This window comes from Burkholderia sp. MSh2 (genome assembly GCF_000731655.1).
GTDB classification, from domain to species: Bacteria; Pseudomonadota; Gammaproteobacteria; order Burkholderiales; family Burkholderiaceae; genus Burkholderia; species Burkholderia paludis.
This window is the reverse complement of sequence record NZ_JPGM01000038.1, coordinates 23,564-46,014: the sequence shown is the minus strand read 5'-3', so window position 1 is coordinate 46,014 and position 22,451 is coordinate 23,564. Positions and strand designations below refer to the sequence as shown.

Annotated in this window: 22 protein-coding genes; 12 read left to right on the top strand and 10 right to left on the bottom strand. The window is 65.2% G+C overall.

Annotated elements, in window-relative coordinates:
• The first annotated feature begins 15 nt into the window (after positions 1-15).
• A complete protein-coding gene (locus GQ57_RS23855; RefSeq protein WP_034199203.1) occupies positions 16-1,458 on the top strand; it encodes a sensor histidine kinase in 1,443 nt (480 codons plus the stop codon).
• A 13-nt stretch (positions 1,459-1,471) separates the two neighbouring features.
• Here the strand turns inward: GQ57_RS23855 and GQ57_RS23850 are convergent, their stop codons facing one another.
• A complete protein-coding gene (locus tag GQ57_RS23850; protein ID WP_031400704.1) occupies positions 1,472-1,945 on the bottom strand; it encodes an acyl-CoA thioesterase in 474 nt (157 codons plus the stop codon).
• Between the two features lie 244 nt (positions 1,946-2,189).
• Here GQ57_RS23850 and GQ57_RS23845 point away from each other — a divergent pair, with 244 nt between their 5' ends.
• Entirely contained in the window at positions 2,190-3,128 is a 939-nt protein-coding gene (locus GQ57_RS23845) for a response regulator (RefSeq protein WP_034199202.1), read from the top strand.
• A 164-nt stretch (positions 3,129-3,292) separates the two neighbouring features.
• Here the strand turns inward: GQ57_RS23845 and GQ57_RS42015 are convergent, their stop codons facing one another.
• On the bottom strand, positions 3,293-3,502 hold the full coding sequence (locus tag GQ57_RS42015; protein WP_152603337.1) for a hypothetical protein: 210 nt from the start codon (positions 3,500-3,502) through the stop codon (positions 3,293-3,295).
• 307 nt (positions 3,503-3,809) lie between these two features.
• Between GQ57_RS42015 and GQ57_RS40035 the strand changes: the two genes are divergently transcribed.
• From GQ57_RS40035 to GQ57_RS42000, 6 genes are all read left to right on the top strand, one after another.
• Positions 3,810-4,070, top strand: a complete 261-nt coding sequence (locus GQ57_RS40035; RefSeq protein ID WP_081896751.1) for a hypothetical protein — start codon at positions 3,810-3,812, stop codon at positions 4,068-4,070.
• Positions 4,070-4,294, top strand: coding sequence for a hypothetical protein (locus tag GQ57_RS23840; RefSeq protein ID WP_034199201.1), 225 nt, complete (start codon positions 4,070-4,072; stop codon positions 4,292-4,294). The genes GQ57_RS40035 and GQ57_RS23840 overlap by 1 nt, the downstream gene beginning before the upstream one ends.
• A 91-nt stretch (positions 4,295-4,385) precedes the next feature.
• Positions 4,386-4,928 (top strand): hypothetical protein, encoded by a 543-nt coding sequence (locus tag GQ57_RS42010; RefSeq protein ID WP_152603336.1) that lies wholly within the window; start codon positions 4,386-4,388, stop codon positions 4,926-4,928.
• 331 nt (positions 4,929-5,259) lie between these two features.
• Positions 5,260-5,880, top strand: coding sequence for an SGNH/GDSL hydrolase family protein (locus tag GQ57_RS23835; protein WP_235215121.1), 621 nt, complete (start codon positions 5,260-5,262; stop codon positions 5,878-5,880).
• A 192-nt stretch (positions 5,881-6,072) separates the two neighbouring features.
• Positions 6,073-6,636 (top strand): hypothetical protein, encoded by a 564-nt coding sequence (locus GQ57_RS42005; protein ID WP_152601818.1) that lies wholly within the window; start codon positions 6,073-6,075, stop codon positions 6,634-6,636.
• Between the two features lie 305 nt (positions 6,637-6,941).
• The gene (locus tag GQ57_RS42000) at positions 6,942-7,418 is read left to right on the top strand and encodes a hypothetical protein (RefSeq protein ID WP_152603335.1); all 477 of its coding nucleotides are present in this window, start codon (positions 6,942-6,944) and stop codon (positions 7,416-7,418) included.
• A gap of 212 nt (positions 7,419-7,630) precedes the next feature.
• Here the strand turns inward: GQ57_RS42000 and GQ57_RS23825 are convergent, their stop codons facing one another.
• From GQ57_RS23825 to GQ57_RS23815, 3 genes are all read right to left on the bottom strand, one after another.
• Positions 7,631-8,056: a cupin domain-containing protein gene (locus GQ57_RS23825; RefSeq protein ID WP_034199199.1), complete on the bottom strand. Its 426-nt coding sequence runs from the start codon at positions 8,054-8,056 to the stop codon at positions 7,631-7,633.
• Between the two features lie 81 nt (positions 8,057-8,137).
• Complete coding sequence (locus GQ57_RS23820; protein ID WP_052001458.1) at positions 8,138-8,965, bottom strand: AraC family transcriptional regulator; 828 nt, start codon at positions 8,963-8,965, stop codon at positions 8,138-8,140.
• Positions 8,966-9,132: 167 nt separating this feature from the next.
• Entirely contained in the window at positions 9,133-9,453 is a 321-nt protein-coding gene (locus tag GQ57_RS23815; RefSeq protein ID WP_031400698.1) for an ArsR/SmtB family transcription factor, read from the bottom strand.
• Positions 9,454-9,580: 127 nt separating this feature from the next.
• Here GQ57_RS23815 and GQ57_RS23810 point away from each other — a divergent pair, with 127 nt between their 5' ends.
• From GQ57_RS23810 to GQ57_RS23795, 4 genes are all read left to right on the top strand, one after another.
• Complete coding sequence (locus GQ57_RS23810) at positions 9,581-10,831, top strand: OmpP1/FadL family transporter (RefSeq protein WP_034199197.1); 1,251 nt, start codon at positions 9,581-9,583, stop codon at positions 10,829-10,831.
• A 93-nt stretch (positions 10,832-10,924) separates the two neighbouring features.
• On the top strand, positions 10,925-11,374 hold the full coding sequence (locus tag GQ57_RS23805; protein ID WP_052001467.1) for a YeeE/YedE family protein: 450 nt from the start codon (positions 10,925-10,927) through the stop codon (positions 11,372-11,374).
• Positions 11,371-11,814 carry a DUF6691 family protein gene (locus GQ57_RS23800; protein WP_034199195.1) on the top strand — a complete coding sequence of 148 codons (444 nt, stop codon included), beginning with the start codon at positions 11,371-11,373 and terminating at the stop codon, positions 11,812-11,814. Before GQ57_RS23805 ends, GQ57_RS23800 begins: the two co-directional genes overlap by 4 nt.
• A gap of 405 nt (positions 11,815-12,219) precedes the next feature.
• Positions 12,220-14,415, top strand: coding sequence for a radical SAM protein (locus tag GQ57_RS23795; protein WP_235215120.1), 2,196 nt, complete (start codon positions 12,220-12,222; stop codon positions 14,413-14,415).
• 159 nt (positions 14,416-14,574) lie between these two features.
• Here the strand turns inward: GQ57_RS23795 and GQ57_RS23790 are convergent, their stop codons facing one another.
• From GQ57_RS23790 to GQ57_RS23770, 5 genes are all read right to left on the bottom strand, one after another.
• Complete coding sequence (locus GQ57_RS23790; protein ID WP_034199194.1) at positions 14,575-15,432, bottom strand: ATP-binding cassette domain-containing protein; 858 nt, start codon at positions 15,430-15,432, stop codon at positions 14,575-14,577.
• Positions 15,429-17,060, bottom strand: a complete 1,632-nt coding sequence (locus GQ57_RS23785) for a cyclic peptide export ABC transporter (RefSeq protein ID WP_031400692.1) — start codon at positions 17,058-17,060, stop codon at positions 15,429-15,431. The genes GQ57_RS23790 and GQ57_RS23785 overlap by 4 nt, the downstream gene beginning before the upstream one ends.
• Before the next feature lie 94 nt (positions 17,061-17,154).
• On the bottom strand, positions 17,155-19,143 hold the full coding sequence (gene fhuB / locus GQ57_RS23780) for a Fe(3+)-hydroxamate ABC transporter permease FhuB (protein ID WP_034199193.1): 1,989 nt from the start codon (positions 19,141-19,143) through the stop codon (positions 17,155-17,157).
• The gene (locus GQ57_RS23775) at positions 19,140-20,132 is read right to left on the bottom strand and encodes an ABC transporter substrate-binding protein (RefSeq protein WP_235215119.1); all 993 of its coding nucleotides are present in this window, start codon (positions 20,130-20,132) and stop codon (positions 19,140-19,142) included. Before GQ57_RS23775 ends, fhuB begins: the two co-directional genes overlap by 4 nt.
• Before the next feature lie 5 nt (positions 20,133-20,137).
• Complete coding sequence (locus tag GQ57_RS23770) at positions 20,138-22,276, bottom strand: TonB-dependent siderophore receptor (RefSeq protein ID WP_235215118.1); 2,139 nt, start codon at positions 22,274-22,276, stop codon at positions 20,138-20,140.
• Between the last annotated feature and the right edge of the window lie 175 nt (positions 22,277-22,451).

Sequence of the window (22,451 nt, the reverse complement as noted above, 5' to 3'; positions counted from 1 at the left end):
GTGGATTTACGCATCATGTACTCGATCTTTCCCGCGTTCATATCTGCCCTGTTCCTCGGGTTCGGCCTCTACGTGCTGGCCACCAAGGGGCTCACGCGCGTGTCCGTCCCGTTCGCGTTGATGTGTGCGTCGACCTTCGTCTGGCAGGGAACATGGGCGTTCCTGTTCCAGACGACCGATGCGAACGTCGCCAACCTGCTGGTCAAGGCAGGCTATCTGTTCATCCTGTTCCTGCCGACGACCTTCTATCATTTCGTCACGGAGATCGTGTCGCGCCGGAGCGAGCGGCCGATCATGTTCGCATCCTACGGGCTCTGCGTCCTGATGGCCGGGCTGCTGGTCACGAGCAATGATGTCGTCGATGGATTCCGCCTGCATTTCTTTGGCCCGTATCCGAAGGCGGGATTCCTGCATCCGTTGCACGTCGTGCAGACGGCTTTCCTGGCCGGCCGCAGCGCCTGGCTCCTGATCGAGGCAAGGCGGCGGGAGAAGGCGCGAGACGTCCGTAAACTGCTTGCGCAATGCCTCGTCAGCCTGGCCCTCTACTCGCTCGCGGCCACCGACTATGCCGTGAACTACGGAGCCGATTTCTATCCGGTGGGGGTGCTGTTCATTGCGCTCAGTCTCGGGATTCTCGCGGCGTCGATCGTCCGCTATGGCCTGATGGGCCCCTATCTGCTGGCCGCGACGGTCGCACACGAGGTAGCCACGCCGCTGGCGGCGATCGGCCTGCACGCGGACGAGTTGCGGAACGTCCTGCCGGTGCTGCTGCGCGGGTATCGGTTGGCGGTGGAGCACCGGCTGTGCGCCGACGGCTTGTATCCTGGACAACTGGAGCGGCTGCCGACGCTCGCATCGTCGATCCGGCGCCAGGTCGACACCACGAGTACCGTGGTCGAAATGTCCCTGGCCTCGTTTACGCTGGACCGGCTGGATCGCCACGGCTTCGCCGCCTGTCCGATACGGGCCTGTGTCGACGCCGCGCTGGATCGCTTTCCCTTCCGGCCCGGCGAGCGGGACCGCGTATCGGCCGACGCGATCGATCCGGGCCTTCAGTTTTCCGGATCCGACTCGCTCGTGACCTTCGTCATCTTCAATCTGCTGAAAAACGCCCTGTACGCGATCCACGCAAGCGGCCACGGGCTGATCGAGATCGAGGCCGATCGCAGCGACGGTTACTGCGTGGTGCGTTTCAGCGATACGGGACCGGGCATCGCCCCCGATGTGCTCCCTCGAATCTTCGACGATTTCTTCTCCACCAAATCGCACGGCCAAGGCGCCGGCATAGGCTTGAGCTTCTGCCGCCGCGTATGCGAAGCGTTCGGCGGCACCATCGCGTGTGAATCCGTCCCAGGCGTCCGGACCACGTTCACGATCCGGCTGCCGGAACCCGGTTCGCCGGCGGACCAGGCATTGCGCGATCCGCCGGCGCCCACCCGGCGCTATCGCATCGGGTAAGGCAGTCTCACCTTCAGTTCGCGGCCGACGGCAGGATCAGTTCATACGCCTTGACCCGCTCGATGATGCCCGCCGGAAACCGGCGGATCCGCTTGTCGGAACCGGCAAACACGATCTGCTGATACCCCAGCGACACCTGCCGCCCGTCAACGTAGAAGCGGAACAGCAGATAGGCCGAGCACTGCCGAACCTCGAACGTATTGAGGTAGCAGTCGACCCGCTGGAACGGAAACGTCTCCTGGACGTATTCCTGATGCGCGCGCTTCGTCACGAACGACCCGCCGGCCGCCAGCAGGTTGTTGTGGATGCATTCGTGAAACCAGCGTTCACGGCACACGCCCTGCCATTCGAAATATCGTGCGAAATAGGTATTCATAAAGGCATTGGAATCCTTGAGGTAAATGTCGACCACGTGATGAAAGGTCTTTTCGGACAGATGGGTCGTTTCGTTGGAAAGGACGTGAAGAATCGCGTCTCGCGTCAGCATGGAAAACTCCTTGAGTCGCTACTGGCGGTAGCTGCGCATTCCTTCAACGAGAAGGAATGGCCCGATTCTCCCTGTGCATTTCTGCCGAGTGGCGCGATTGACACACGCCGAATGCGCGGATGAGTAACAGTTGATGCGCATCCCGTTTTCGCCGGATAATTGACGCGGTCGTGCAACGCGGCCGTCGTTTGCGGTAAAGCGTCTCCGGTACCGCACGTTCCTCTGCTGATTTATCGAGACTCGAATGCAATCCTTCGCTAGGCAGCCGGTGCTTTACCCCGTGTCCGTGGTGTTTGTCGACGACAACCCGGATTTCCTGCAGGCACTGCGCGGCGCATTTCCGGACGAACACCTGCACCGGTTCTTTACGCAGCCCCAGGCGGCGCTCGACTTCGTGTCGTCGCGTGACGCGGAGATCCCACCGGCCGCCGCGGACTATTTTGGTGCAGAGAAGAGCGGCGGAAATGCGATCGGCCACGATGTGCTCACCGATCCCGCCCGATTCGAGGCGGTGGGCGCGGTGGTCGTCGATTATTCGATGCCGGAGGTCGACGGCATCCGGTTTCTTGCGTCCATCCGCAACGCGAACTGCATGAAGATCCTGCTGACCGGCATCGCCGACGAGCGCGAGGCGGTGGAAGCATTCAACGCGGGACTGATCGATTGCTATCTGAAGAAAACCGACGTCGAGATGCCCCGCAAGCTGGCAACCGTGCTGGACAACGCGAAGCGCAAGTTCTGCGCGGCCCGCGGGCACATCGGCCTGCATGAGGCGGGGGCGACCTACCGGGATCCGCGGATCGTCAAGCTGATCGACGAGGTGGCCGCGCGGGAAGGCATCGTCGAATACTACTGGCGCCCCAATCAGGACGCGGTGCTGATGTTCGATGCCGCCGGTGCGCCAAGCGTCTTTCTCGCCTGGAACGAGGAGGACTGGTCGTTCCACTGCGAAATCGTGGCCGACGCGGGCGGGCCGGCCGAATTGCGCGAAGGCATGGAAGCGCGCCGCATCATGCCGCTGTTCTGGCCATCCCAGGCCTATCGGCCGGGCCTCGCGGACATTCGCTGCGCGGCTCCGCTGCCCGTTCCGGGATGGGACGGTACGTTCCATAGCTGGACCCGTCTGGACGATGCGGCCGTCGAGCGCGAACTGCCCACGTTGGCAAAATGGCGTCACGCGTAAGCGATCGTCCGCTCAGCCCTGAATGGAAACGGCGGGCAAGGCGGTGCTGCCGTCGGCTCGGTAACAACGTGAATCAGGGCGACACCTGTCAACATTGACAGTTATCATCGGCGCGGACTTTTGCTTTAATAGCGCCCTATTCCGAGGGCCACTCACTATTCCAATCAGGTGGCTCGTCCATTCGGGCAGGTTTCAGAAGCGAGGAAAAGGCCCGTCAGCGCGCGACCGATATCTACGTCGGTAAAACGCAGCGAAATCAACGGCCACCTGGTAGCGCCGCAGGGCTTCGATTGGCCGGCGGTACGTTCCCTGCCCGTCATCCGAATGCGAAACCTGCCGAGCAGATCGGACAGTTGGGCAGTCTGATAGAGCATGTCACCCTTGCGCTACCGCTCCCCATCCGCGCCTTTCGAGGCTCGATGTAGCCGATCCTGCTCCGCTGCCTTATTTGCAACACCCCCAACTGCTTACGCAGTGTCCAGAGTGTTGCATCGACCAGTTGAATCCCCCTGACGGCCACTCATCAACTTGTGCGACCAGATTGTCCACAATCGCCCTTTTTTGCAATCCGCCACATCTCGACACGCCGATTCGCGGCATACCGCAGTTCAGGCTTCTCATCGGCGCGTCACGCGCGGATGGTCCGAATAGAATCGCTTTTTTGTGGTGGAGAGGACTCAAATGTTCACGCCGGAAATGGTAAACACCGGGTTGGGCGAGTTCGTTCTGGTAGCCAACCACAGCCTGGAATCCACCGAAGCCGTGCGACTCAGCGTCGAATACAACCGTGCGCGAATTCTGCACGGTCGGCCGCACCTGCCTTCAGACTCCTGGAAATGCAGACTTGTCCATGACGTCCGTGGGCAATCGGTGAGCGAAGCGACGCTTGATCGAGTCAGAGCACAACTCCGTGATGTTGCCGCCGTGGAGTTCAAGCGCTGATGGGCATTCAAGTCGTCGTTGTGGCAGGGAGCCACGCCGAAGTGGTCGAGAAATTGGGCAGTGTGGCTCCGTTCGCCGAGATCTTTCCCCTGCCGGAAGGTCGTTTCGGAATCTCCGTCCCATTCAAGGTCGTCGATGACATCGGCGAGCAAGTCGTGCTCGGCCGAATCTCCGCCTTCAGGTATTTCGATCTATGGGCAGGCGAATGGAAGTCGCCGACGTAAACGCTGCATCGGGAAGAGAAGGCGACACGTAAAGGGCCGCCGGCGTCGGTCGCCAGGCGGCCAACTCCTGTCAACGATTGATGGCTTACAAATGACCGAACTGACTGTTGGTCTCAATACGTGGATTATCCAGGACGGAAACTACGAAGACTTCAAGCGCGGCGAGTCGTACACGCTTGCGCTTGAATTCGGTGGTTCGGCATTGGCTCCGTCCGACGAGCGCGCAATGCGTTGCGCCCCAAATGGGGATTGCCGCTACAACGTTGTAGCGCAAGTGATATTCGCGACCCGTCATGTGTGGGTCATAGACTTCGGAGTCAAGGTCTTCTCCAATACCAGACCACCAAGATTCGCGAGAGTCGGGCAGTGGGTGGAGGGTCTGATATGGCTGGGCGTCGACCCGTACTTTTATAAGGAGCAGTTGCACCGAACACCGCGAATGCCGAACCTTTTCCTGGAATGGATAGTCATTCGAATACAACTGGATATCGCACGCCCGATCGAAAATAATTTCGGATCTGGAAAAGTAGTCGAGCGTGACCTTGATCCCAAGGACCGGGTCGATCGAACAGAAACGAATGTGTGGAGGGACGGTGGTCTAGCGGACTATCTCCTGTCACTATCGAAATCATGAACCGGTCGAAGCGTCCCCTTCGGACGGCCATGGAAGTAGCATCCAGTGGGAGCGCCCCCATCTGCCGCGGTCGGCGATCAGCCAACAACGGTCCGTGAACTGACGCGTCCGGATTGGCGACAATCGGGCGATTCCCGGGGCGCCCGTCTCTGCGTGGCTACCATTATTCTTCTTCTGCCCTGAACTGAAAATGTTGCGTCTCTACAAACTTGTCCTCGGCCCCGTTCTGTTGATACAGGCGCGCAGGCTAAGGCGAACCGCGCTGCGTCTGCCGGAAGCAGCAGGACCTCGTTGCGGGAGTGAGGGCTTGCGAGACGCCCCGCAACCGGCATTGCGAATTCTGGTCGTCGGTGATTCCTCGGCGGCAGGAGTGGGCGTAGAAGATCAGACGCAGGCATTGGCGCAACCCGTCGCCAAACTGCTGGCCATCAAATTGGGCAGGCCAATTACATGGCAACTGGTCGCAAAGTCGGGTGTCAACACCGAGGAGTCGCTGGCGTTGTTAAGGCAGAGCCAATTGGAACCGGCGGACTTTCTCGTGATTGCATTGGGCACGAACGATGTAACGTCGCAACGTTCGCCACTCCAGTTCCTGCAAGACTACCGGCGGCTGGTCGAAGAAGTCCGCCGTCGCACCGGCGTAGTTGGCCTGGTTGCAACAGGGTTGCCGCCATTGAGGATTCTGCCGGCGGCCCAGCACCCGCTACGCTGGTATCTGGGCCGATATGCAACGCGTCTGGACCGTATGCTGCGACGGTGGATAAGCCAGGACGACGCCGCGCGCTATATATCGCTCGACTGGGCAGCAAAGCCGCTCGAGATGGCCCGTGATCGATTTCACCCGGGTGCTGGCCAATATCGTCGCTGGGCCGAACTCGTCAGCGAGCAAATCGTGGACTTGCTGGTCAAGCAGCGCGGTTTCAAACAGGCAACCATCCGCAGTGATTGTTGAGACCAACGTGCGTGCCGAGTGGTCGATATGGGCGGGTACGGCGCAAAGCCCGAACGTTCGATATCGAGAAAGGCAACGGGCCGAAATGGGTCGGCTACCTTCCTCCGCGTTCGTCGGTGTCGTGAGCGTGGACGTTCATGCGGCCTGTCGAATCGGCTAATGTAATCGGCATGACAAACGACCGGGATCAAAATGGATTTTCTCGAATTTTCTTTCGCCGAATCCCTTGAGTCAAATGACCATGAGGTGCGTCCGCTGGCCACCGGGATTGATATTCTGAACACGCTTGGGCCAGACTGTCTTGGCCTCGACCCTCCAGAGTTCTTTGGTCAGCCCGCACTTCGGGCCGGCGGAGAATTTCTTATCGGAAGATGCAGTTGCGGTGTAATTGGCTGCGGAGATCAGCTCGCAGACGTTGAGGTGTTCAGTGACCAAGTCGTCTGGCACCTGGCCCAAGGTCACCGCATCGTCTTCAAAAAGGAGCAATACGAAGCGGCCCTCGCGCAGGGCGCAGCGTCGACTCATTGGGAATCACCGGAGCGGACGGCTGAAAGACTCGTCAGTTGCCTGGACTTCTCCAGTCGAAACGAGCGTGGCTATGTTTTCCAGTGGGCCTCGACAAGAATCAAGAGGGGGCAGGTCACGCTTTTGTTTGGTGAAGGCGAGCGCCAAGTAATGATCGATGTCGGATGGAATCGTCGGGATCCAGAAGACGCCCGAAACAGCGTCCTGGCATGGATCGCGGCGGATGTTTAGTCCGTTTTTCCAGCAAACCTCTTGGTCGATCACTGAACAAGGCACGACCGCTTTCTGGCGTCGAAGTGGGCAAGTGGAAGGCCTGCAAAGGACCGGTTTCGACCGAGCGTATCGGTCGGTGGCCGGCCACTGCGAGACATTCGACACGCCAGGCCAGATCGATGATAATCGGCATGCAGTGCCATGAGATTGATTAGTCGCGTCACATTTTCCAGCATGCGCTCGTCAGTTGTCGTTTGGTAATTTCGGGCCGTCGGCATGCGGAGATCGACATTTTTTGTTAATCCGATGAAGCGCCGAATAAAATGCCAGCGATAAAGTTCAATCTTCTCGAGAGCGTTCCGATCCTCAACAGGGACGCCCCGGCAACTACGCAAGTTGCCGCCCTTATTTATCTGATTTCTTTCTGTCTATCCCTGCGTCTTTTGGCCAGCCTTTCCTACGCCACCTATCTGCTCTCCCTGGAAGATTTCTCCATTTCCACCAAGATTTCGGGTAGTACTTTTAGAAACATTACGATCTTCAGCGTGGCGGCATCCGCAGTATGGGTGCTAGTGAAAGGGACATTGATTGCAAAGTTGTTTTATCGGCGACGCTGGGCAAAGAACGTTTTGTCAGCAATATCGTTACTCACCTTCCTTCTTCTCCTGCTAAGCCACTCGATGAATCCGGAGAACCTATCGACGAGTCTAGGCAACAATCTTGAGAACGTCGCCGAAGTTCTGGCCGTAATACTTTTGTTTACACCGAAAAGCACGGCGTGGTATCGATCCAAAGCGTAGACACCGACGAGATTCCAATCAGTCGAGCGTCTGCTTTGTAGGGAGTCAAACGACCATTCAAGGTCGAACGAAGCCAGTCTCAACCTGCGAACGCGCCACCACCTTCTGTCATTCACGATCGGGGCGGCGCGAACGGCATCCGACATTCGCGCCCTCGCCATGCGGCCCCACGAGGGAAGCGAGCCATCCCCCTTGTTCTCAAAGGCAGCGCCTTAAACCCACTGATCGTTTGCCACAGTGCGCTCGCTCGTTGCGCTGTCCCCGGTATTCACAACCCCGCGCGGCTCGATCAGCAGCAGTTTGACTTCGGCAGGCGCGCAGGGCTTGTGCTCGACGCCTTTCGGCACAACGGCGATCTCGCCGGCGTGCAACACGATAGTGCCGTCGCCCGACGGCCCACCACGAAAGTCGATTCGCAATTCGCCGGCCAGCACGATAAAGGTCTCGTCGGTATCGCTGTGTTTGTGCCAGACGAATTCGCCCTCAAGCTTGACGACCTTGAACTGATAGTCGTTCATTTCCGCGACCACACGCGGTTGCCAGTGCCCGTCGATCAGTGCAATCCTGCCGATCAAGTCGATCGCCTCGCATTGACCGCGTGAGGCGGGAGCCGTGCCGGCATGTGTTGATGTGGACATCGTTCTCTCCGTTCGGTATGGACATGCCGTCGAGAATAATCAGCCGCCCGACGGCTGTATTGAACGATTGTGGGTAACGACTCAACCGGCGGGCACGTTGCCCGCGATCCGAAGCCAGCGCCCCGGAGTCAGACCGAAGGTCTTGAGGAAATGACGCGTCATGTGGCTTTGATCGGCAAAGCCTGCGTCCGCCGCCGCACTCGCGAGCGGCACGCCTGCGAGCAAAAGGCGCCGCACGGCATCGAGTCGACGCATCGTGAGGTAGCGATACGGACTCGTGCCGTAGAACGCACGGAAATCGTGCGAGAGGCTCCAGCGGTCGCGGCCTGTTGCGGCTTCAACTTCGTCGAGCGTGACTACGCGGGTGAAGTTTGCGAGCAGGAAATCGCGAGCACGGCGCGCCGCGAAATAATCGCCTTTGCCTCGTTCGCGCGGCATTCCCGCGACAGCGGACAACGCATGCGCCAGCTCCGTCAGCGCCTCGCTCTGCTCAAGCGGTTCGAGCGTGTCGCCCACCCCTTGCAGCAGGATTTCCGTTGCCGCGCCGATACGCGGATCCGTTGTCACGCCGCCTTCGAGGAACGGAAGCGCCCGGCCACCCAATATGTCCTGGATCAGTGCCGGTTCCACGTAAATCATGCGATACCGGAACCCCTCGCCCGTACCCGCCTGACCGTCGTGCGCCTCGTCAGGGTGCAGCACGATGGTGTTGCCCGGCAAGCTATCGCGCCGACTACGCCGATAGCTGAAACTCTGCACGCCAGCGAGGGTACGGCCGATCGCGTACGTATCGTGGCGATGCATCGCGTAAGCTTTGCCGCGAAACCAGGCCTCAATGCGCTCGATGCCGTCGGCCGGCTGGGCGCGCATCACCCAGTCAGGGCTTGTGGATGCAGGCTTTCGGTGCATGACGACCCGCAAGGGTAAGTGAGTGAAATCGCGCAAACGCGACGGGTTATTTTACATAGCGCCGCATGAGTGGCCCGAGCGTGGCCCACTTTCGCGTCGAACCGATCCCGTCGAGCGACGCAGATACGAAGCCGGCGTCAGCAACCCGGCACACACGGTTGCCGCACTCAGGCCTCGGCGCAGAACTGCTGATAAAGCACGGCCATCACGGCAAGCGCCTGCTGGCTCGCCACCGAGTAGAAAATGTTCTTGCCCTCGCGCCGGGCGGTCACCAACCCGTTTTCGCGAAGCACGGCCAACTGCTGGGAAAGAGTCGGCTGGCGGATGCCAAGTTGCTCCTCCAGTTCGCCGACGGACAGCTCGTCCTGCGACAGGCGACACATGATCAGCAGACGATCCGGATTGGCAAGTACCTTGAGCAACGCGCAGGCTTTTGCCGCCGACGCCTGCATGGTGCGAAGGTCAATGGAGGGATCGGAAGGGCTCATCGGACATCACCATTTTATGTTTTTATAATCTATCAAAAGCTTATGTGAAATGCTTGGTTTGAGGTGCAAGACCGCCTGCATAGACTTCGTCCCTGATAACTGTTCCAAACATTATTCGGGGAAACGCATGAGGCTACAAGGGATCACTTGCGCATTCGTTGGCGTCGTCGTCGCAGCACCGGGCTTTGCGTGGGCCACCAACGGTTACTTTTCCAATGGCTACGGGGTCGCGTCGCAGGGCATGGCCGGCGTCGGCATCGGCCTGCCCCAGGACGCACTCGCCGCCGCCGCCAACCCCGCAGGCATCGCCTTCGTCGGCAACCGGTTCGACGGCGATATCAGCCTCTTCCTGCCCAAGCGCGGTGCGGACGTGTCGGGCAACGGATACGGCGTGAACGGCAGTTACGCCGGCAACAACCGCTCGATCTTCGCCCTGCCGGAATTCGGCGTGACCTACCAGTTTCTGCCGAACGCATATGCCGGCCTTGCACTGTACGCGAACGGCGGCCTCGACACCGGCTACGCCAACAACCCGTTTCGCGCGTTCGGCGCCTCGGGATCGGCTGGCGTGGATCTCGAGCAGGTGTTCCTCTCCCCGACGATTGCCTACAAGCTGTTTGACCGGCACGCATTCGGCATCGGCCTGAACCTTGCCTATCAACGCTTTACCGCAAGCGGCCTGCAGCCGTTCACGGCGATGTCGGCCGCGCCCGACAACGTGACCGACCGGGGCGCCGATTCGACGATCGGCGTGGGCGTTCACCTCGGCTATACCGGCGAAATCACGCCGACACTGACGGTCGGCGTGACATGGGCGTCGAAGATCCACGGCCGCTTCGACAAATACAAAGGCCTCTTCGCGGACGGCGGTTCGTTCGACATTCCGGAAAACTACGGCATCGGCTTCTCCTGGAAGGTCACGCCGGCCTGGACCGTGGCCGCCGACTTCCAGCGCATCCTGTACGGCAACGTGAACGCGATCGCGAATCCGCTCGCCAACCTGTCTGCCGGCAATGCCCTCGGCTCCGCCAACGGCCCGGGCTTCGGCTGGCGCAATACCAACGTGATCAAGATCGGCACCAGCTACGACGTCACGAGCCATCTGACGCTCCGCGCCGGCTACAGCCATTCGAGCCAGCCGGTGGCCAGCACCGAGACGTTCCTGAACATCCTCGCGCCGGGGGTCGTGCAGGATCAGGCGACCGTCGGCGCCACGTGGAAGACCGACGCAAAGACGTCGTTCGGCGTGTTTTACGGGCATGCGTTCAGGAAGACCGTCGACGGCGACAACTCGATTCCCGCGGCCTTTGGCGGGGGCAACGCGAACGTGCATCTTTCCGAGGACGTGGTGGGCCTCTCGTTCGGCAGGCAATTCTGAGTCCGGCGGGCCGGCAGCGGCCCGGCGCCCGCGCGCCTGCCCGGATTGCGCGACATCGCATCACGCGGCCTTGCATTGGGGGAAATGGAAACGATGGCGACATCCTTGACGCCCTGGAGCGCACTCGCCGGCGGATTGCTGATCGGGCTGTCGGCAACCCTGCTTCTCTGGTCCAACGGAAAGATCGCCGGAATCAGCGGCATCGCCCGTCGGTTCATCTGGGGGCCGCGATCCGGGGCCGCGTGGCGGGCAGTATTTCTGTCCGGCCTGGTCGCCGGCGCGGCCGTCTGGTACGCAATCGCTCGCTCGATCGGGCATGCCGGGTGGGCGCCGCACGCGCGCCCCGGATTCCCTCCGGTCCTGCTGATTGCGGCCGGCCTCGCGACGGGCTTCGGCACCGCGCTCGCCAACGGTTGTACGAGCGGACACGGCGTATGCGGGCTTGCTCGCCGGTCGCGTCGCTCGGCCGTCGCGACCGGCACGTTTCTGGCGACAGCGATGGTGTCGACCTATGTGGTGCGTCATGTGATCGGACTGAGATGAAGGCACCGGAATACCTGACGACCTTCGTCTGCGGGCTTCTGTTTGGCGTCGGCCTCGCGCTGTCCGGCATGACTCGCCCAGAGAAGGTGCTTGGCTTTCTCGACGTCACCGGGCAATGGGACGGCAGTCTCCTGTTCGTCCTCGGCGCGGCCTTCGCGATCGCGCGAGTCGGCTTCCATTTCGTACTGACACGCGGCGCGCCTTTGTCCGGCGGACGCTTCGATCTGCCGGCGGAACGCGCCGTCGATCGCAAACTCGTTGCAGGCGCGGCGATTTTCGGCCTTGGATGGGGCGCGGCCGGGTATTGCCCCGGCCCCGCGATCGCCCTGCTCGCCCAGCCCGACATCGAGGCCGTCTACTTCCTGCCCTCCATGATTGCCGGATGGGGACTGTATCGACTCGTCGATTCAAAGGCGACCGAGCCGGATCGCAATTCATGACGCTGGCGAATACCGGCAGATCTACCGTGCATCGTTGCGCGCCCGACGCGCAATGACCGAGGTGGGACCCGAACGATCCACGCGGACAGGAAAGCGCGAGTGGCCGGAGCAGCCGACCGGTCACGGCATTCCGCCGCAGATCGGCACCGCCTGCAGAAGGCAACCGAGGCCGCTGTTATACTCGCACCGACTCTCCAGTAGCCAGGCTTGTCGGCCGTCGGCTCCGACTCGAGAAAGTGACCTTGACGAGCGCGACAGCCGGTACCCGCGAGCGAAACCGCGCCATGAATCCGGGCGCACCCGGCTGGCCGGAAACCCGTCAACGCCGGTTCGCCACGCTCACCCAGCGCGGGCACGCGGCGGCTACGCGAGTCAATTCAAAAGCCAAGGCGCGCACCATGATTCATGGCGGCCCTGGACAAAAAGCAGAGAGCCTCGCCGATGTCGATTTCCACGCATTCCGATCGCAACGCATTCAGGGAATATCCGCTGGACGGCGCCCTGCTGCGCTTCCACCCGGCGACGGGCACGCACGTCCGGATCGAGAATGCGGCAACCGGCCACTTGCGGCGCGTCGCCCCCCGGGTCGCGATGTTCGGGATAACGAACAAGTGCAATCTGTCCTGCGATTTCTGTTCGCGCGACCTGCAGCGCGAGAGCGTCTGGTCGGTTCAGTCGGCCGCCGACGTCCTGCGCGGCCTCAGCGCGGCAGGCACGCTGGAAGTCGCCTTCGGCGGCGGCGAGCCATTCGCGTTCCGCGGATTTGCCGAGCTGGTCGACATCCTCTACCACACCACCCCGCTTGCACTGAACGTCACGACCAACGGGACGCTGATCCGGCGCAGCACGTTCGCGCCCTATTCCGGCCGCTTCGGCCAGGTTCGCGTCTCGCTCTACGACGGCGTGCGCTGGCGCGATGCGGGTACGGTCCTGTCGGACTACGGGCAAAGGTGGGGCGCCAACCTGATCGTCGATGACGCCGTGCTGCCGGGCCTTCCCGCGCTGCTGGCCGAACTGGCTGCGCTGGGTTGCCACGATGTCTCGTTGCTGTCGTACGTCGGCCCCGATTTGCGCCGGCACCTTTCGCCCCGCGGCCGCGCGCAGCTTGCGGACATCGTGCAGGATTCGCCGATCGCTTGCCGGCTGTCGGTGTGCTTCGGCGACGCGGTTCCCGTCCCCCGGCTGTTCGACGGCGCCGATGGGAGCGGCGACTGCGGCGCAGGTCTGGACTTCGTATCCATCACGCCCGATCAACGCATGCAGGGATGCTCGTTCCACGACGGCGGCCTGCCCGCGACCCGCGCCGAGGAAATTCTGCACGGGTGGCGGAACGAGCGTGCGCGCCTCGCGCAGCCAAGCGCGCGGCGCGGTTGCGCGCGTCGCGAAGCGAACGCATATCGCCCCCGGCCCACGCCTTCCGTCAGCGTGTGGCAGGCATTCTCCGGCAACAACAGCGGTGAGTGCGTGATGGTCGCGAAGTTCGAAACCATCGCGGATGCGGACGCCTACCTCGCCCAATTGCTGCCGTCCTGGGCGCCTGATGCCGAGTATTCGTCCGGGTGGCAGCACCTGTTCAAGGAAGAAGGCGTTGCCGGCCCGCGATTGTCGGGCGGCGGGTCGCCTCGCGAGCTGACGGCGCTCGGCCGCTCGGTGATCGCGACGGGATACGAAGCGGACGACCTGTTTCCGGAGCTGCGCGCGTTGGCCTGGAAGAAAGGCGCGTATGTGGTACCGGGCGGCATCCACGCGCATGACGTCTTCCTGCTGGCGGCGGTACGCGCGTCAAGCGCAGACGACGCCCGCAGCCTGGTTCGGGTGGCGCCCCATCCGGCCGCCAGCACCTGTCTGCATGGCGATGTCGTCCTCGTCACGCTGGAATTGCAGGGCGATGGCGCGCCGGACGAACTCGCCGGAATCCGGCAGTGGCTCACGGCCTATGCGGCCGGTCGCCCGCTCGCGGCAGAAGTCGTGTTCGAGCACGTGAACGAGGCGGCCATGCTGTCGATCAGGAAGCGGCTCGGCGCGGAGATCGACAGGATTCCACGGCTCGCGCTGCAGTTCGGACGACACGAGGATTCCGGCGAGCGAGCGGCCCGATTCGGGCAGATGATCGGCGAAGGCCAGACAATCGTCGCCGGCGCATGCGTCCTGGTATCGGGGCTCGAGCGGCGCAAGCGGCTCGCCGTGCTCGCCTATCGTCAGGGCGCATATGTCAGCGCCGTCGACGGCCCGGAAGTGCGCGTCAGCGCCTATCTGTTCATGCCCGACGTTCAGCCTCGAAAAGGCCGGCGCGCGGAACCCCGGGAAATCGATATCGACCAGGTTCGCGACGCGCTGCGCCAGCGGTTCCCGAGCGACGTCCGCATCGACATCCGGGCGGGATATCGTCGAAGCATGGCGTTCGTGAACGTCGTCACGGCAGACCCCGGCTACGCGTTCGCACAACTCGAGCAGCTCGCGGCGCTGCTCGCTGCGAAGCTCACCCTCGGGGTCAGCGAGGTCGAGCCGCTGGCACTGGCCGTTCGACGCGTGATCGCGGACGTACGCGCCGGCTCCGCGGCGCGGCCAGCCGATGTCGCGCGCTCGCGTACTTCACCGTAACGGCGCAGCCCGCCCGCCGATGCACGGCGACATCCGGCGCGGCGGGCTGCCGGTGTCGCGCCCTTCCGTGCCCTCCCGGGCCGGCTCGCCGCATCGGCTCGTCGTCGCCCGCGTGTCGCGGCGAGCACGCCAGCGGCCCGCCGAACGATCCGCGACGGCCTAGTACGCAAACCCGATACGCCCGCGCCCCATCGGATGCGCGACGGTTCCCATCCGGATATCGTAGACGCTCGTCAGCACCTCTTCGCGCATGAAGGTGTCCGGCGTCCCCTCGATCACCACCCGCCCCTGCCGCAACGCCACGAGCCTGTCGCAATAGCGCGCGGCGAGATTCACGTCGTGCAGCACGACGACCACGCACAGCCCGCGTTCGAGCGCGAGTGTGCGCACCAGCGCCAGCACCTCGATCTGGTGCCGCACGTCGAGCGCCGAGATCGGCTCGTCGAGCAGCAGGCACTCGCTGCGCTGCGCGACGAGCATCGCCAGCCACGCGCGCTGCCGCTCGCCGCCCGACAGGCTGTCCGCCGCGCGGTCCGCGAATGTCGCGACGTCCGTCGCGCGCAGCGCTTCGTCGACCATCGCACGATCGTCGTCGCCGAACCGGCCGAGCGCACCATGCCACGGATAGCGGCCGAGCGCGACGAGTTCGCGCACGGTCAGGCCGTCGGTCGCGGGCAGATGCTGCGGCAGATACGCAATGGCGCGCGCCAGCGCGCGGTTCGCCCAGGCGTCGAGCGGCCGCGCCTGCAGGCGAATCGTGCCGCCCGACGGCTGCTGCTGACGGGCCAGCAGCTTCACCAGCGTCGACTTGCCCGAGCCGTTGTGGCCGAGCAGGCCAACCACGCTGCCGCGTTCGAACGCGAGATCGACCGGGTGCAGCAGCACGCGCCCGGCCGCTTCGAACGACACGCGTTCGAGTGCGAAGAACGGCGTGTGCGGCGCGGCAGCCCGCGTTGCGGCGGCCGTCGATGAGTCCGGCGCGCAAGCCTGCGCCGGTGCGGAAGCAATCGGATTCATGTCGGAGATACCATCGAATGCGGCGCCGCGGCGTCGGACCGGGCGACGATCTGCCCGTAGTCGAGCTTCACGCTGCGATCGGCCAGCGCGAAATATCGATCGTCGTGCGAGATCACCAGCACCGTCTTGCCGCGCGCCTTGAGTTCCGGCAACAGTTGCCGGTAGAACACGTCCCTGAAAAGCGGATCCTGGTCGGCCGCCCATTCGTCGAATACGTAGAACGGCCGGTCCTCCAGATACGCGACCAGCAGCGCGAGCCGCTTGCGCTGCCCCTGCGACAGGTCGAGCGTCGAGAACGCGCCGCCGTCGATCGCGACCTTGTGCGACAACTGCAGCGCTTCGAGCAGCGTGCGCGCGCGCTGGCGCTCGGCCGCATCGATCCCGAACAGCCGCTCGAACAGGAAGAAATCGCTGAACACGGCCGAGAACAGGTGCCGGTAGCGCTCGCGCGACGCCGCGTCGACCGGCTCGCCGTCGAGCAGGATCCGCCCGCCTTCCGGCGCGTACAGCCCCGTGATCAGCTTCGCGAGCGTCGTCTTGCCGCTGCCGTTGCCGCCGATCAGGAACACCGTTTCGCCCGGCACGAACGACAGGTCGATCGGCCCCAGCGTGAACGCCTCGCCGTCGCGCACATAGCGATGCGTCACGCCGTCGAGCACGATCCGCCCGAATGCGCGCCCGGGCCGCGCACCGTCGGCCGGCTCGCGCGGCAGCGCGGCATCGAGCTGCTCGATGCGCTCGAACGCGACGCGCGCGATGCTGATCGACGGAATCGCCGCAAGCAGCCCTTCGATCGGCATGATCATGTACAGGAACACCATCGCGTAGCCGGACGCGACGTGCGCATCGATCGCGTACCAGCGCGCGAGCACGAACAGCGTGAGGCCGATGAACGCAAACAGGACCAGGTTGCCCCAGCTCGCCGCCGCGGCATACAGCGTGTAGCCGCGCGTACGCTGCACGCGCACGGCCTCGACGCCCGGTTCGAGCATCTCGCCGACGAACGCGTCGCGCCGCGCGCGATGCAGCTTCAGCTCCTTGGCGCCGTCGAACAACGCGCGGAAGTGGCGCACGAGATCGTCCTCGCGCCGGCGCGAATCGCGCAGGTCGGTCAGCGCGCGCCCCTGGACCACGCGGAAGCCGAGCATCGCGATGCCGATCGTGACGGCGGCGAACAGCAGGATCTGCCACGACAGATAGCCGAGGTACGCGAGACAGCCGGCGACGACCGCGCCCTGCATCGCGATCGTCGGCAGGTTGACGAAAAACACGACGATCGTGTCGAGATCCTGCGTGAGCACCGACAGCGATTTCGCGCTGCCGAACCGTTCGAGATCGGGGTACGACGCATCGCCGATGCGGCGGATCGTGCGCATGCGCAGCATCGCCTTCGCGCGCTGGCCGAGCGACATGAACAGCATCTGCGACACGGCGCGCGCGGCGAGCACCGCGACGACGACGGCCGCGAAGCGCCAGCCGAGCGCGACGAGACGTTCGGGCGACGCGCCGAGCGCCTGGTTGATCAGCGCGATCAGCATCGCGTTGCCGATCCCGCTCGCGAGGCTCGTCAGCAACGCGAACGGCAGGATCCAGCGAAAACTTCCGGTCAGGAAACGAAACAGCGACATGGGGTGTCCTTGCGCGTGCGACGCCGCCCTGCCGCTCGCGCGACGGGCGGCGTGCCGCCATCAGTTGTAGTGGGGTTCAGGCTTGCCGTCGGCGTCATCGTCGCAACAGCCAGAGCAGATAGGGTCCGCCGACCAGCGTCGCGAGAATACCGGCCGGCAACTGCTGCGGAAACAGCAGGTTGCGGCCGAGCCAGTCGGCGGCCACCATCAGCAGCCCGCCGACGAGCGCCGCGATCACGAGCTGCGAGCGCGCGCGCGTGAAACCGAGCAGCCGCGCGAAATGCGGCGCCATCAGCCCGACGAACGACATCGGTCCGATCACGATCGTCGCGCCGGCCGTCAGGATCGCGGCCACCGCGAACAGCGCGGCGCGCGCATGGCTCGCGCGCACGCCGAGCGCGGTGGCCACATCCGCGCCGAGCGGCAGGATGTCGAGCCAGCGCAACGCCAGCCACGCAAGCGCGCCCGCCGCCACGGCGCAGACCCAGACGGCGATCGCGGTCTGCGGCAGGACCACGTAGGTCGAACCGAACAGCAGCGCGCGCAGCAGCTCGGCCTGCACGCCGCCGCGCGCGGTCGCGAGCACGATCGCGGCCTGCGAGAACGCGCTGATCGCCATGCCGACGAGCAGCATCCGGTCCGGCGCGAAGCCGGCGCGGCGGCCGAACGCCATGATCGCCGCCAGGCACGTGAGCGCGCCCGCCGACGCGCCGCCGAGCAGCAGGGGCGCGGACGGAACGCCCGCGCCGAGCGCGACGACCAGGAGCCCGAGCATCGCTCCGCCGCTCACGCCGAGCAGGTCGGGGCTCGCCATCGGATTGCCGGTCAGGCGCTGCAGCACGGTGCCGGCCAGCGCGACCATCACGCCCGCGCCGAGCGACGCGGCCAGGCGCGGCACGCGCCAGAATGCGACGGCCGGCCATTGCGCGGCGGGCGTCCATTGCCACCCGTCGATCGTCACCGCGAAATGCAGCGAGACCCACACGGCCAGCGCGAGCACGACGACGCCCGGCACGGCGAACCGGGCAACGGAACGGCGTCGCGTGTCGTGCGTATCCATCGCCGCGCGCACCCCGCCCGTACGGACGCGCCGCAGCATCGCGAGCAGCAGCGGACCGCCGAGCAGCGCCAGCGCCGCGCCGGTCGGCAGCCGTTCGCCCAGTACGCCGGGCAGGCATTGGACGAGCTGGTCCGCGAGCGTGAGCAGCAGCGCGCCGATGCACGGCGCCCACGCGAGCTGGTCGCGCAGCCGGCGCGCGCCCGCGAGCCGCGCGAGCGCGGGGCCGCCGAGCCCGATGAAGCCGATCACGCCGACCGCGCTCGTCGCGAGTGCGCTCAGACTCACGGCGATCGCGAGCGCGACGAGCCGCACGGCCGTCACCGACAGCCCGAGCTGGCGCGCGCCGCGATCGTCGAGCGCGAACAGCGCCAGCGGCCGCGCGAGCAGCCACGCGGCGATCATGCAGCCGGCCACGCGCGGCACGAGCCATGCCGCGACCTCCCAGCCGTTCTGCACGAGCGAGCCCGCGCCCCAGATGAACACCGCGACCAGCGAGCGCTCGTTCACGATCGCCAGCAGCACCGCGAGCGCGCCGCCGTACAGGCTCACGACCATGCCGGCGAGCGTCACCGACACGGGCGCGAAACCCTTGCGCCACGTCAGCGCGAGGGTCGCCGCGATCGCCAGCGTGGCGCCGCCGAGCGCGACCGCGAAGCGGTCGCCCGCCACCAGCGCCGGCGCCATGATCGACGCGGCCGACAGCGCGAGCGACGCGCCCGACGACACGCCGAGCGTCAGCGGCTCGGCGAGCGGATTGCGCAGCACCTGCTGGAACACGACGCCGGCAAGCGCGAGTGCCGCGCCCGTCGTGATCGACACGACGACGCGCGGCAGCCACGCGTAGCGCACGACGAGCTGCGCCAGCGACACGTCCGCGCCGCCAGTCAGCACGCCGGCCCATTGCGCGGCGGGAAGCTGCGTGGACAGCGTATGGACGACGGCCCACAGCGTCGCCGCCGCGAGCAGCGCCGGCAGCGCCCACGCGCGCGAACCGGCATCGACCACCATCGTGCGCGCCTTCATCGCGCGCCCTCCTGCAACGCGAGCGCGAGGCCCTGCGCGAAGCGCATCGACGCGACGACGCCGCCGAGCGACGGCAGCGCGCCGAGCGTGCGCACGCGGCCCGCCTTCACGAACGGCAGCGCGTTCCACAGCGGGCCGCGCGCCAGTTGCGCGCCGACGCCGGCCGGCATGTCGAGCACCAGCGCCTGCGCATCGGGCTGCTGCGCGAGCGCCGCGAGTTCGGTTTGCGTCGCGCCCTGCGGATCGGTATCGCCGCGCCACGCGTTCGCGATCCCGGCCCGCGACAGCACGCCGCCGTACAGGCTGTTCTCGCCGAGCACCGACATGTGCCGGTCGTCGATCGGATACAGCAGATAAACCGGCCGCTGCGTCGCCCGGAAACCGGCCAGCCGGCGCGTCACGTCGTCGAGCTGGGCGTCGGCCCGCGCGAGCAGCGCATCGGCCGCCGCCGGGCGGTCGAGGCGCCGCGCGAGCTGGCGGGTGGCGTCGCGCACGGCCGTGTAGACGTCGAGCCCGTGCCCGAACAGCCCGACGGTCACGGTCGGCGCGACCCGTTCGAGCATCGGGCGCAGCGGCGCATGCAGCGGCGTGATCAGGACGAAATCCGGCTTCAGCGCGCCGAGCACCTCGAAGTTCGGCTGGAACAGCAGCCCCGTATCGGCCACGTCGGGCGGCAACGGCGGAACCCCGTCGACGCGCTTGTACCACGGCGGGCGCGCGACGCCGACCGGCACGACGCCCAGCGACAGCACGATCTCGGTCAGCGGCCAGTCGAGCACGACGATTCTCGGCGCCTCCGGCACGGCAGCCGGCGTCACGGGCAACGGCGCCGCGTGCGCCGCGACGGCCGCCCGCGCCGCGCCGCTCGCGCAGCCCAGACCACCGAGCGCCGCCGCCGCGCACCACGCGAGCGCGCGGCGGCGCGTCGCGCAGGCCGGCCCCGCGCCGGCACCGGCCGGTGCATCGCCGCCGTTCGGGTTTCTCGACACCGGGCTCACCATTGATAGCGCGCCGTGCCGAGCACCGTCCGCGTCGCGCCCCAGTAGCACAGCGACGACGACGAGCAGTACGAGATGTATTCGCGGTCGAACAGGTTGTTCACGTTCAGCGCGAGCCGCCAGTTCTTCAGGTCGTAGTGCACGCCCAGGTCGACCAGCACGCGCGCCGGCACCTCGAAGGTGTTCGCGGTGTCGCCCGCCGAGCTGCTCGTGTAGCGCACGCCCGAACCGATGCCGAAGTGACGCAGCGGCCCGCTCGGGAACGTGTAGTCGGCCCATGCCGACGCCGTGTGGCGCGGCGCGATCGTCGGCCGCTTGCCGAGGTTCGCCATCGTGCTCTCCGTCACCGACTGGTTCAGGTACGAATACGACGCGATCAGCTTCAGGTTCGGCGTGACGTTCGCGTGCGCCTCGGCCTCGATGCCGCGCGAGCGTACCTGTCCGGTCTGGATCGCGAACTGCGGGTGGACGGGATCGGTCACCTGCACGTTGTCCTGCGTGAGCGTGAACGCCGCGACCGAGAAGAAACCGTCGAAGCCCTTCGGCTGGTAACGCACGCCGGCCTCGATCTGCTTGCCCTTCGTCGGCGAGAACGGCTGGCCGCCGTAGGCCGAGCCGAGCAGCGGCTGGAACGAACGCGCGTAGCTGACGTACGGCGCGATCCCGTTGTCGAAGCGGTACGCGAGGCCCGCGCGCCACGTGAACGCATGATCGTTCGAGTGATAGAGCGTGCCGGCCCCGGTCGCGATCGACGTCGTCTGCTGGTTGCCGCCGGCCCAGTCCTGGCGCATGCCGAGCGTGAGCACCCAGTTCCGGAAGCGCGCCTCGTCCTGCGCGTAGACCCCGAACGTGCTGAGCGCATAGTCGAGCCGCGTGTTGACGGGCTGGGTCGGCAGCGCCGCATAGTTCGGCTGGAACAGGTTGACCGTGCCGACCACCGCGTTGCCCTCGTTGTCGCCGAGCATCGAACGCTGGTAGTCGATGCCGAACAGCGCCGTGTGCTCGACCGGCCCGGTCGAGAAGCGCGCCTGCGCATGCGTGTCGACCTCGAACTGCGAGTAATGCTCGTTGTCGACGTTGCCCCACATCGCGACCGTCTTGCCGTTGGCCGCGAACGGGCTCGTGACCGACGTCTGGTAATAGTGCTGGTCGATATGCAGATAGCGCAGCGTCTGCGACACGCTGATGCTGTCGTTGAACGCATGCTCGAACTGATAGCCGAACCAGTACTGCGTGCGGTGCATGCCGTCCCGGTCGGGATCGCCGAAATAGCGGTCCGGGCCGAGCCGCCCGTTCGGGTTCGCGTACAGCGTGCCGCTCGCGGGCACCGGATTGAACAGGCCGCCGTTCGGATCGCGCTGGAAACTGCCCTGCAGCGTGAACGTCGTGTCGCGATTCGGGCGCAGCGTCACCGACGGCGCGATCGCGATCCGCTGGTCCTTGATCTGGCTGACCTGCGTGTCGGCCGTGCGGCCAAGGCCGACCACGCGGTACGACACGGTGCCCGCCTTGTCGACCGGGCCGCTGAAGTCGAAGCCGAGCTGGTAGTTGTCGTGGTTGCCGACCTGCAGCATCACCTCGTGATACGGCTCGGCGGTCGGCAGCTTGCTCACGTAATTGACGAGGCCGCCCGGGCTGCCCTGCCCGTACAGCACCGACGCGGGCCCGTGCAGCACTTCCATCCGCTCGAGAAAATACGGATCGATGCGCGGCGTCGCGAAACGCGGCGACTGGTACAGATGCAGGCCGTCGAGATACGAATCGAGCGAGAAGCCGCGCCCCGACAGCTGGTCGAAGCGGATATCGGTGCCGTCTTGCGAATAGACGCCCGGCGTGTAACGCAGCGCCTGGTCGACCGTCTGTACGCCGAGATCGTCCATCTGCTCGCGCGTCACGACCGACACGCTCTGCGGCTGCGTGAGCCGTGCCGAATCCGTCTTCGTGGCCGTCGTCGAACGGGTCGCGACGTACCCTACACCCGGCCCCGCCGGTTCCTGCGCCGACGCCGCCCGTACCTCGAGCGCCGGCAGCGTGCCGCCCGGCGCCGCCGCCGTCCCGTCGTCCGCCGCGCTCGCCCGCAGCACCGTGCCGCCAAGCAGCGTCGCCGCGATGCCCAGCTTCAGCGGCCCACCCATTTCCCCAAACCTCATTCCAGTCGCCCTTGCGTGTGGCTGTCGCCGATTTTGTTCACATGTAATGCGACTCATTATTATTTGCAGTCGCACTATCGTTTTCGTTCAATTGACACCCGGCAAGAATACCGGCTACCTTATTTCGCAGGTAGACAAAAAATGTTCAGTTTCAGCCAAA

Excerpts from the sequence above, each read along its gene's own strand:
- GQ57_RS23805 (WP_052001467.1), top strand. The coding sequence starts at position 10,925 with ATGGCGACATCCTTGACGCCCTGGAGCGCACTCGCCGGCGGATTGCTG.
- GQ57_RS23850 (WP_031400704.1), bottom strand. The coding sequence starts at position 1,945 with ATGCTGACGCGAGACGCGATTCTTCACGTCCTTTCCAACGAAACGACC.
- GQ57_RS23790 (WP_034199194.1), bottom strand. The coding sequence starts at position 15,432 with ATGAATCCGATTGCTTCCGCACCGGCGCAGGCTTGCGCGCCGGACTCA.
- GQ57_RS42005 (WP_152601818.1), top strand. The coding sequence starts at position 6,073 with ATGGATTTTCTCGAATTTTCTTTCGCCGAATCCCTTGAGTCAAATGAC.
- GQ57_RS23785 (WP_031400692.1), bottom strand. The coding sequence starts at position 17,060 with ATGTCGCTGTTTCGTTTCCTGACCGGAAGTTTTCGCTGGATCCTGCCG.
- GQ57_RS23855 (WP_034199203.1), top strand. The coding sequence starts at position 16 with ATGTACTCGATCTTTCCCGCGTTCATATCTGCCCTGTTCCTCGGGTTC.
- GQ57_RS23815 (WP_031400698.1), bottom strand. The coding sequence starts at position 9,453 with ATGAGCCCTTCCGATCCCTCCATTGACCTTCGCACCATGCAGGCGTCG.
- GQ57_RS23800 (WP_034199195.1), top strand. The coding sequence starts at position 11,371 with ATGAAGGCACCGGAATACCTGACGACCTTCGTCTGCGGGCTTCTGTTT.
- GQ57_RS40035 (WP_081896751.1), top strand. The coding sequence starts at position 3,810 with ATGTTCACGCCGGAAATGGTAAACACCGGGTTGGGCGAGTTCGTTCTG.
- fhuB (WP_034199193.1), bottom strand. The coding sequence starts at position 19,143 with ATGAAGGCGCGCACGATGGTGGTCGATGCCGGTTCGCGCGCGTGGGCG.
- GQ57_RS23845 (WP_034199202.1), top strand. The coding sequence starts at position 2,190 with ATGCAATCCTTCGCTAGGCAGCCGGTGCTTTACCCCGTGTCCGTGGTG.
- GQ57_RS42000 (WP_152603335.1), top strand. The coding sequence starts at position 6,942 with ATGCCAGCGATAAAGTTCAATCTTCTCGAGAGCGTTCCGATCCTCAAC.
- GQ57_RS23770 (WP_235215118.1), bottom strand. The coding sequence starts at position 22,276 with ATGGGTGGGCCGCTGAAGCTGGGCATCGCGGCGACGCTGCTTGGCGGC.
- GQ57_RS23840 (WP_034199201.1), top strand. The coding sequence starts at position 4,070 with ATGGGCATTCAAGTCGTCGTTGTGGCAGGGAGCCACGCCGAAGTGGTC.
- GQ57_RS23795 (WP_235215120.1), top strand. The coding sequence starts at position 12,220 with ATGGCGGCCCTGGACAAAAAGCAGAGAGCCTCGCCGATGTCGATTTCC.
- GQ57_RS42010 (WP_152603336.1), top strand. The coding sequence starts at position 4,386 with ATGACCGAACTGACTGTTGGTCTCAATACGTGGATTATCCAGGACGGA.
- GQ57_RS23820 (WP_052001458.1), bottom strand. The coding sequence starts at position 8,965 with ATGCACCGAAAGCCTGCATCCACAAGCCCTGACTGGGTGATGCGCGCC.
- GQ57_RS42015 (WP_152603337.1), bottom strand. The coding sequence starts at position 3,502 with ATGCTCTATCAGACTGCCCAACTGTCCGATCTGCTCGGCAGGTTTCGC.
- GQ57_RS23810 (WP_034199197.1), top strand. The coding sequence starts at position 9,581 with ATGAGGCTACAAGGGATCACTTGCGCATTCGTTGGCGTCGTCGTCGCA.
- GQ57_RS23825 (WP_034199199.1), bottom strand. The coding sequence starts at position 8,056 with ATGTCCACATCAACACATGCCGGCACGGCTCCCGCCTCACGCGGTCAA.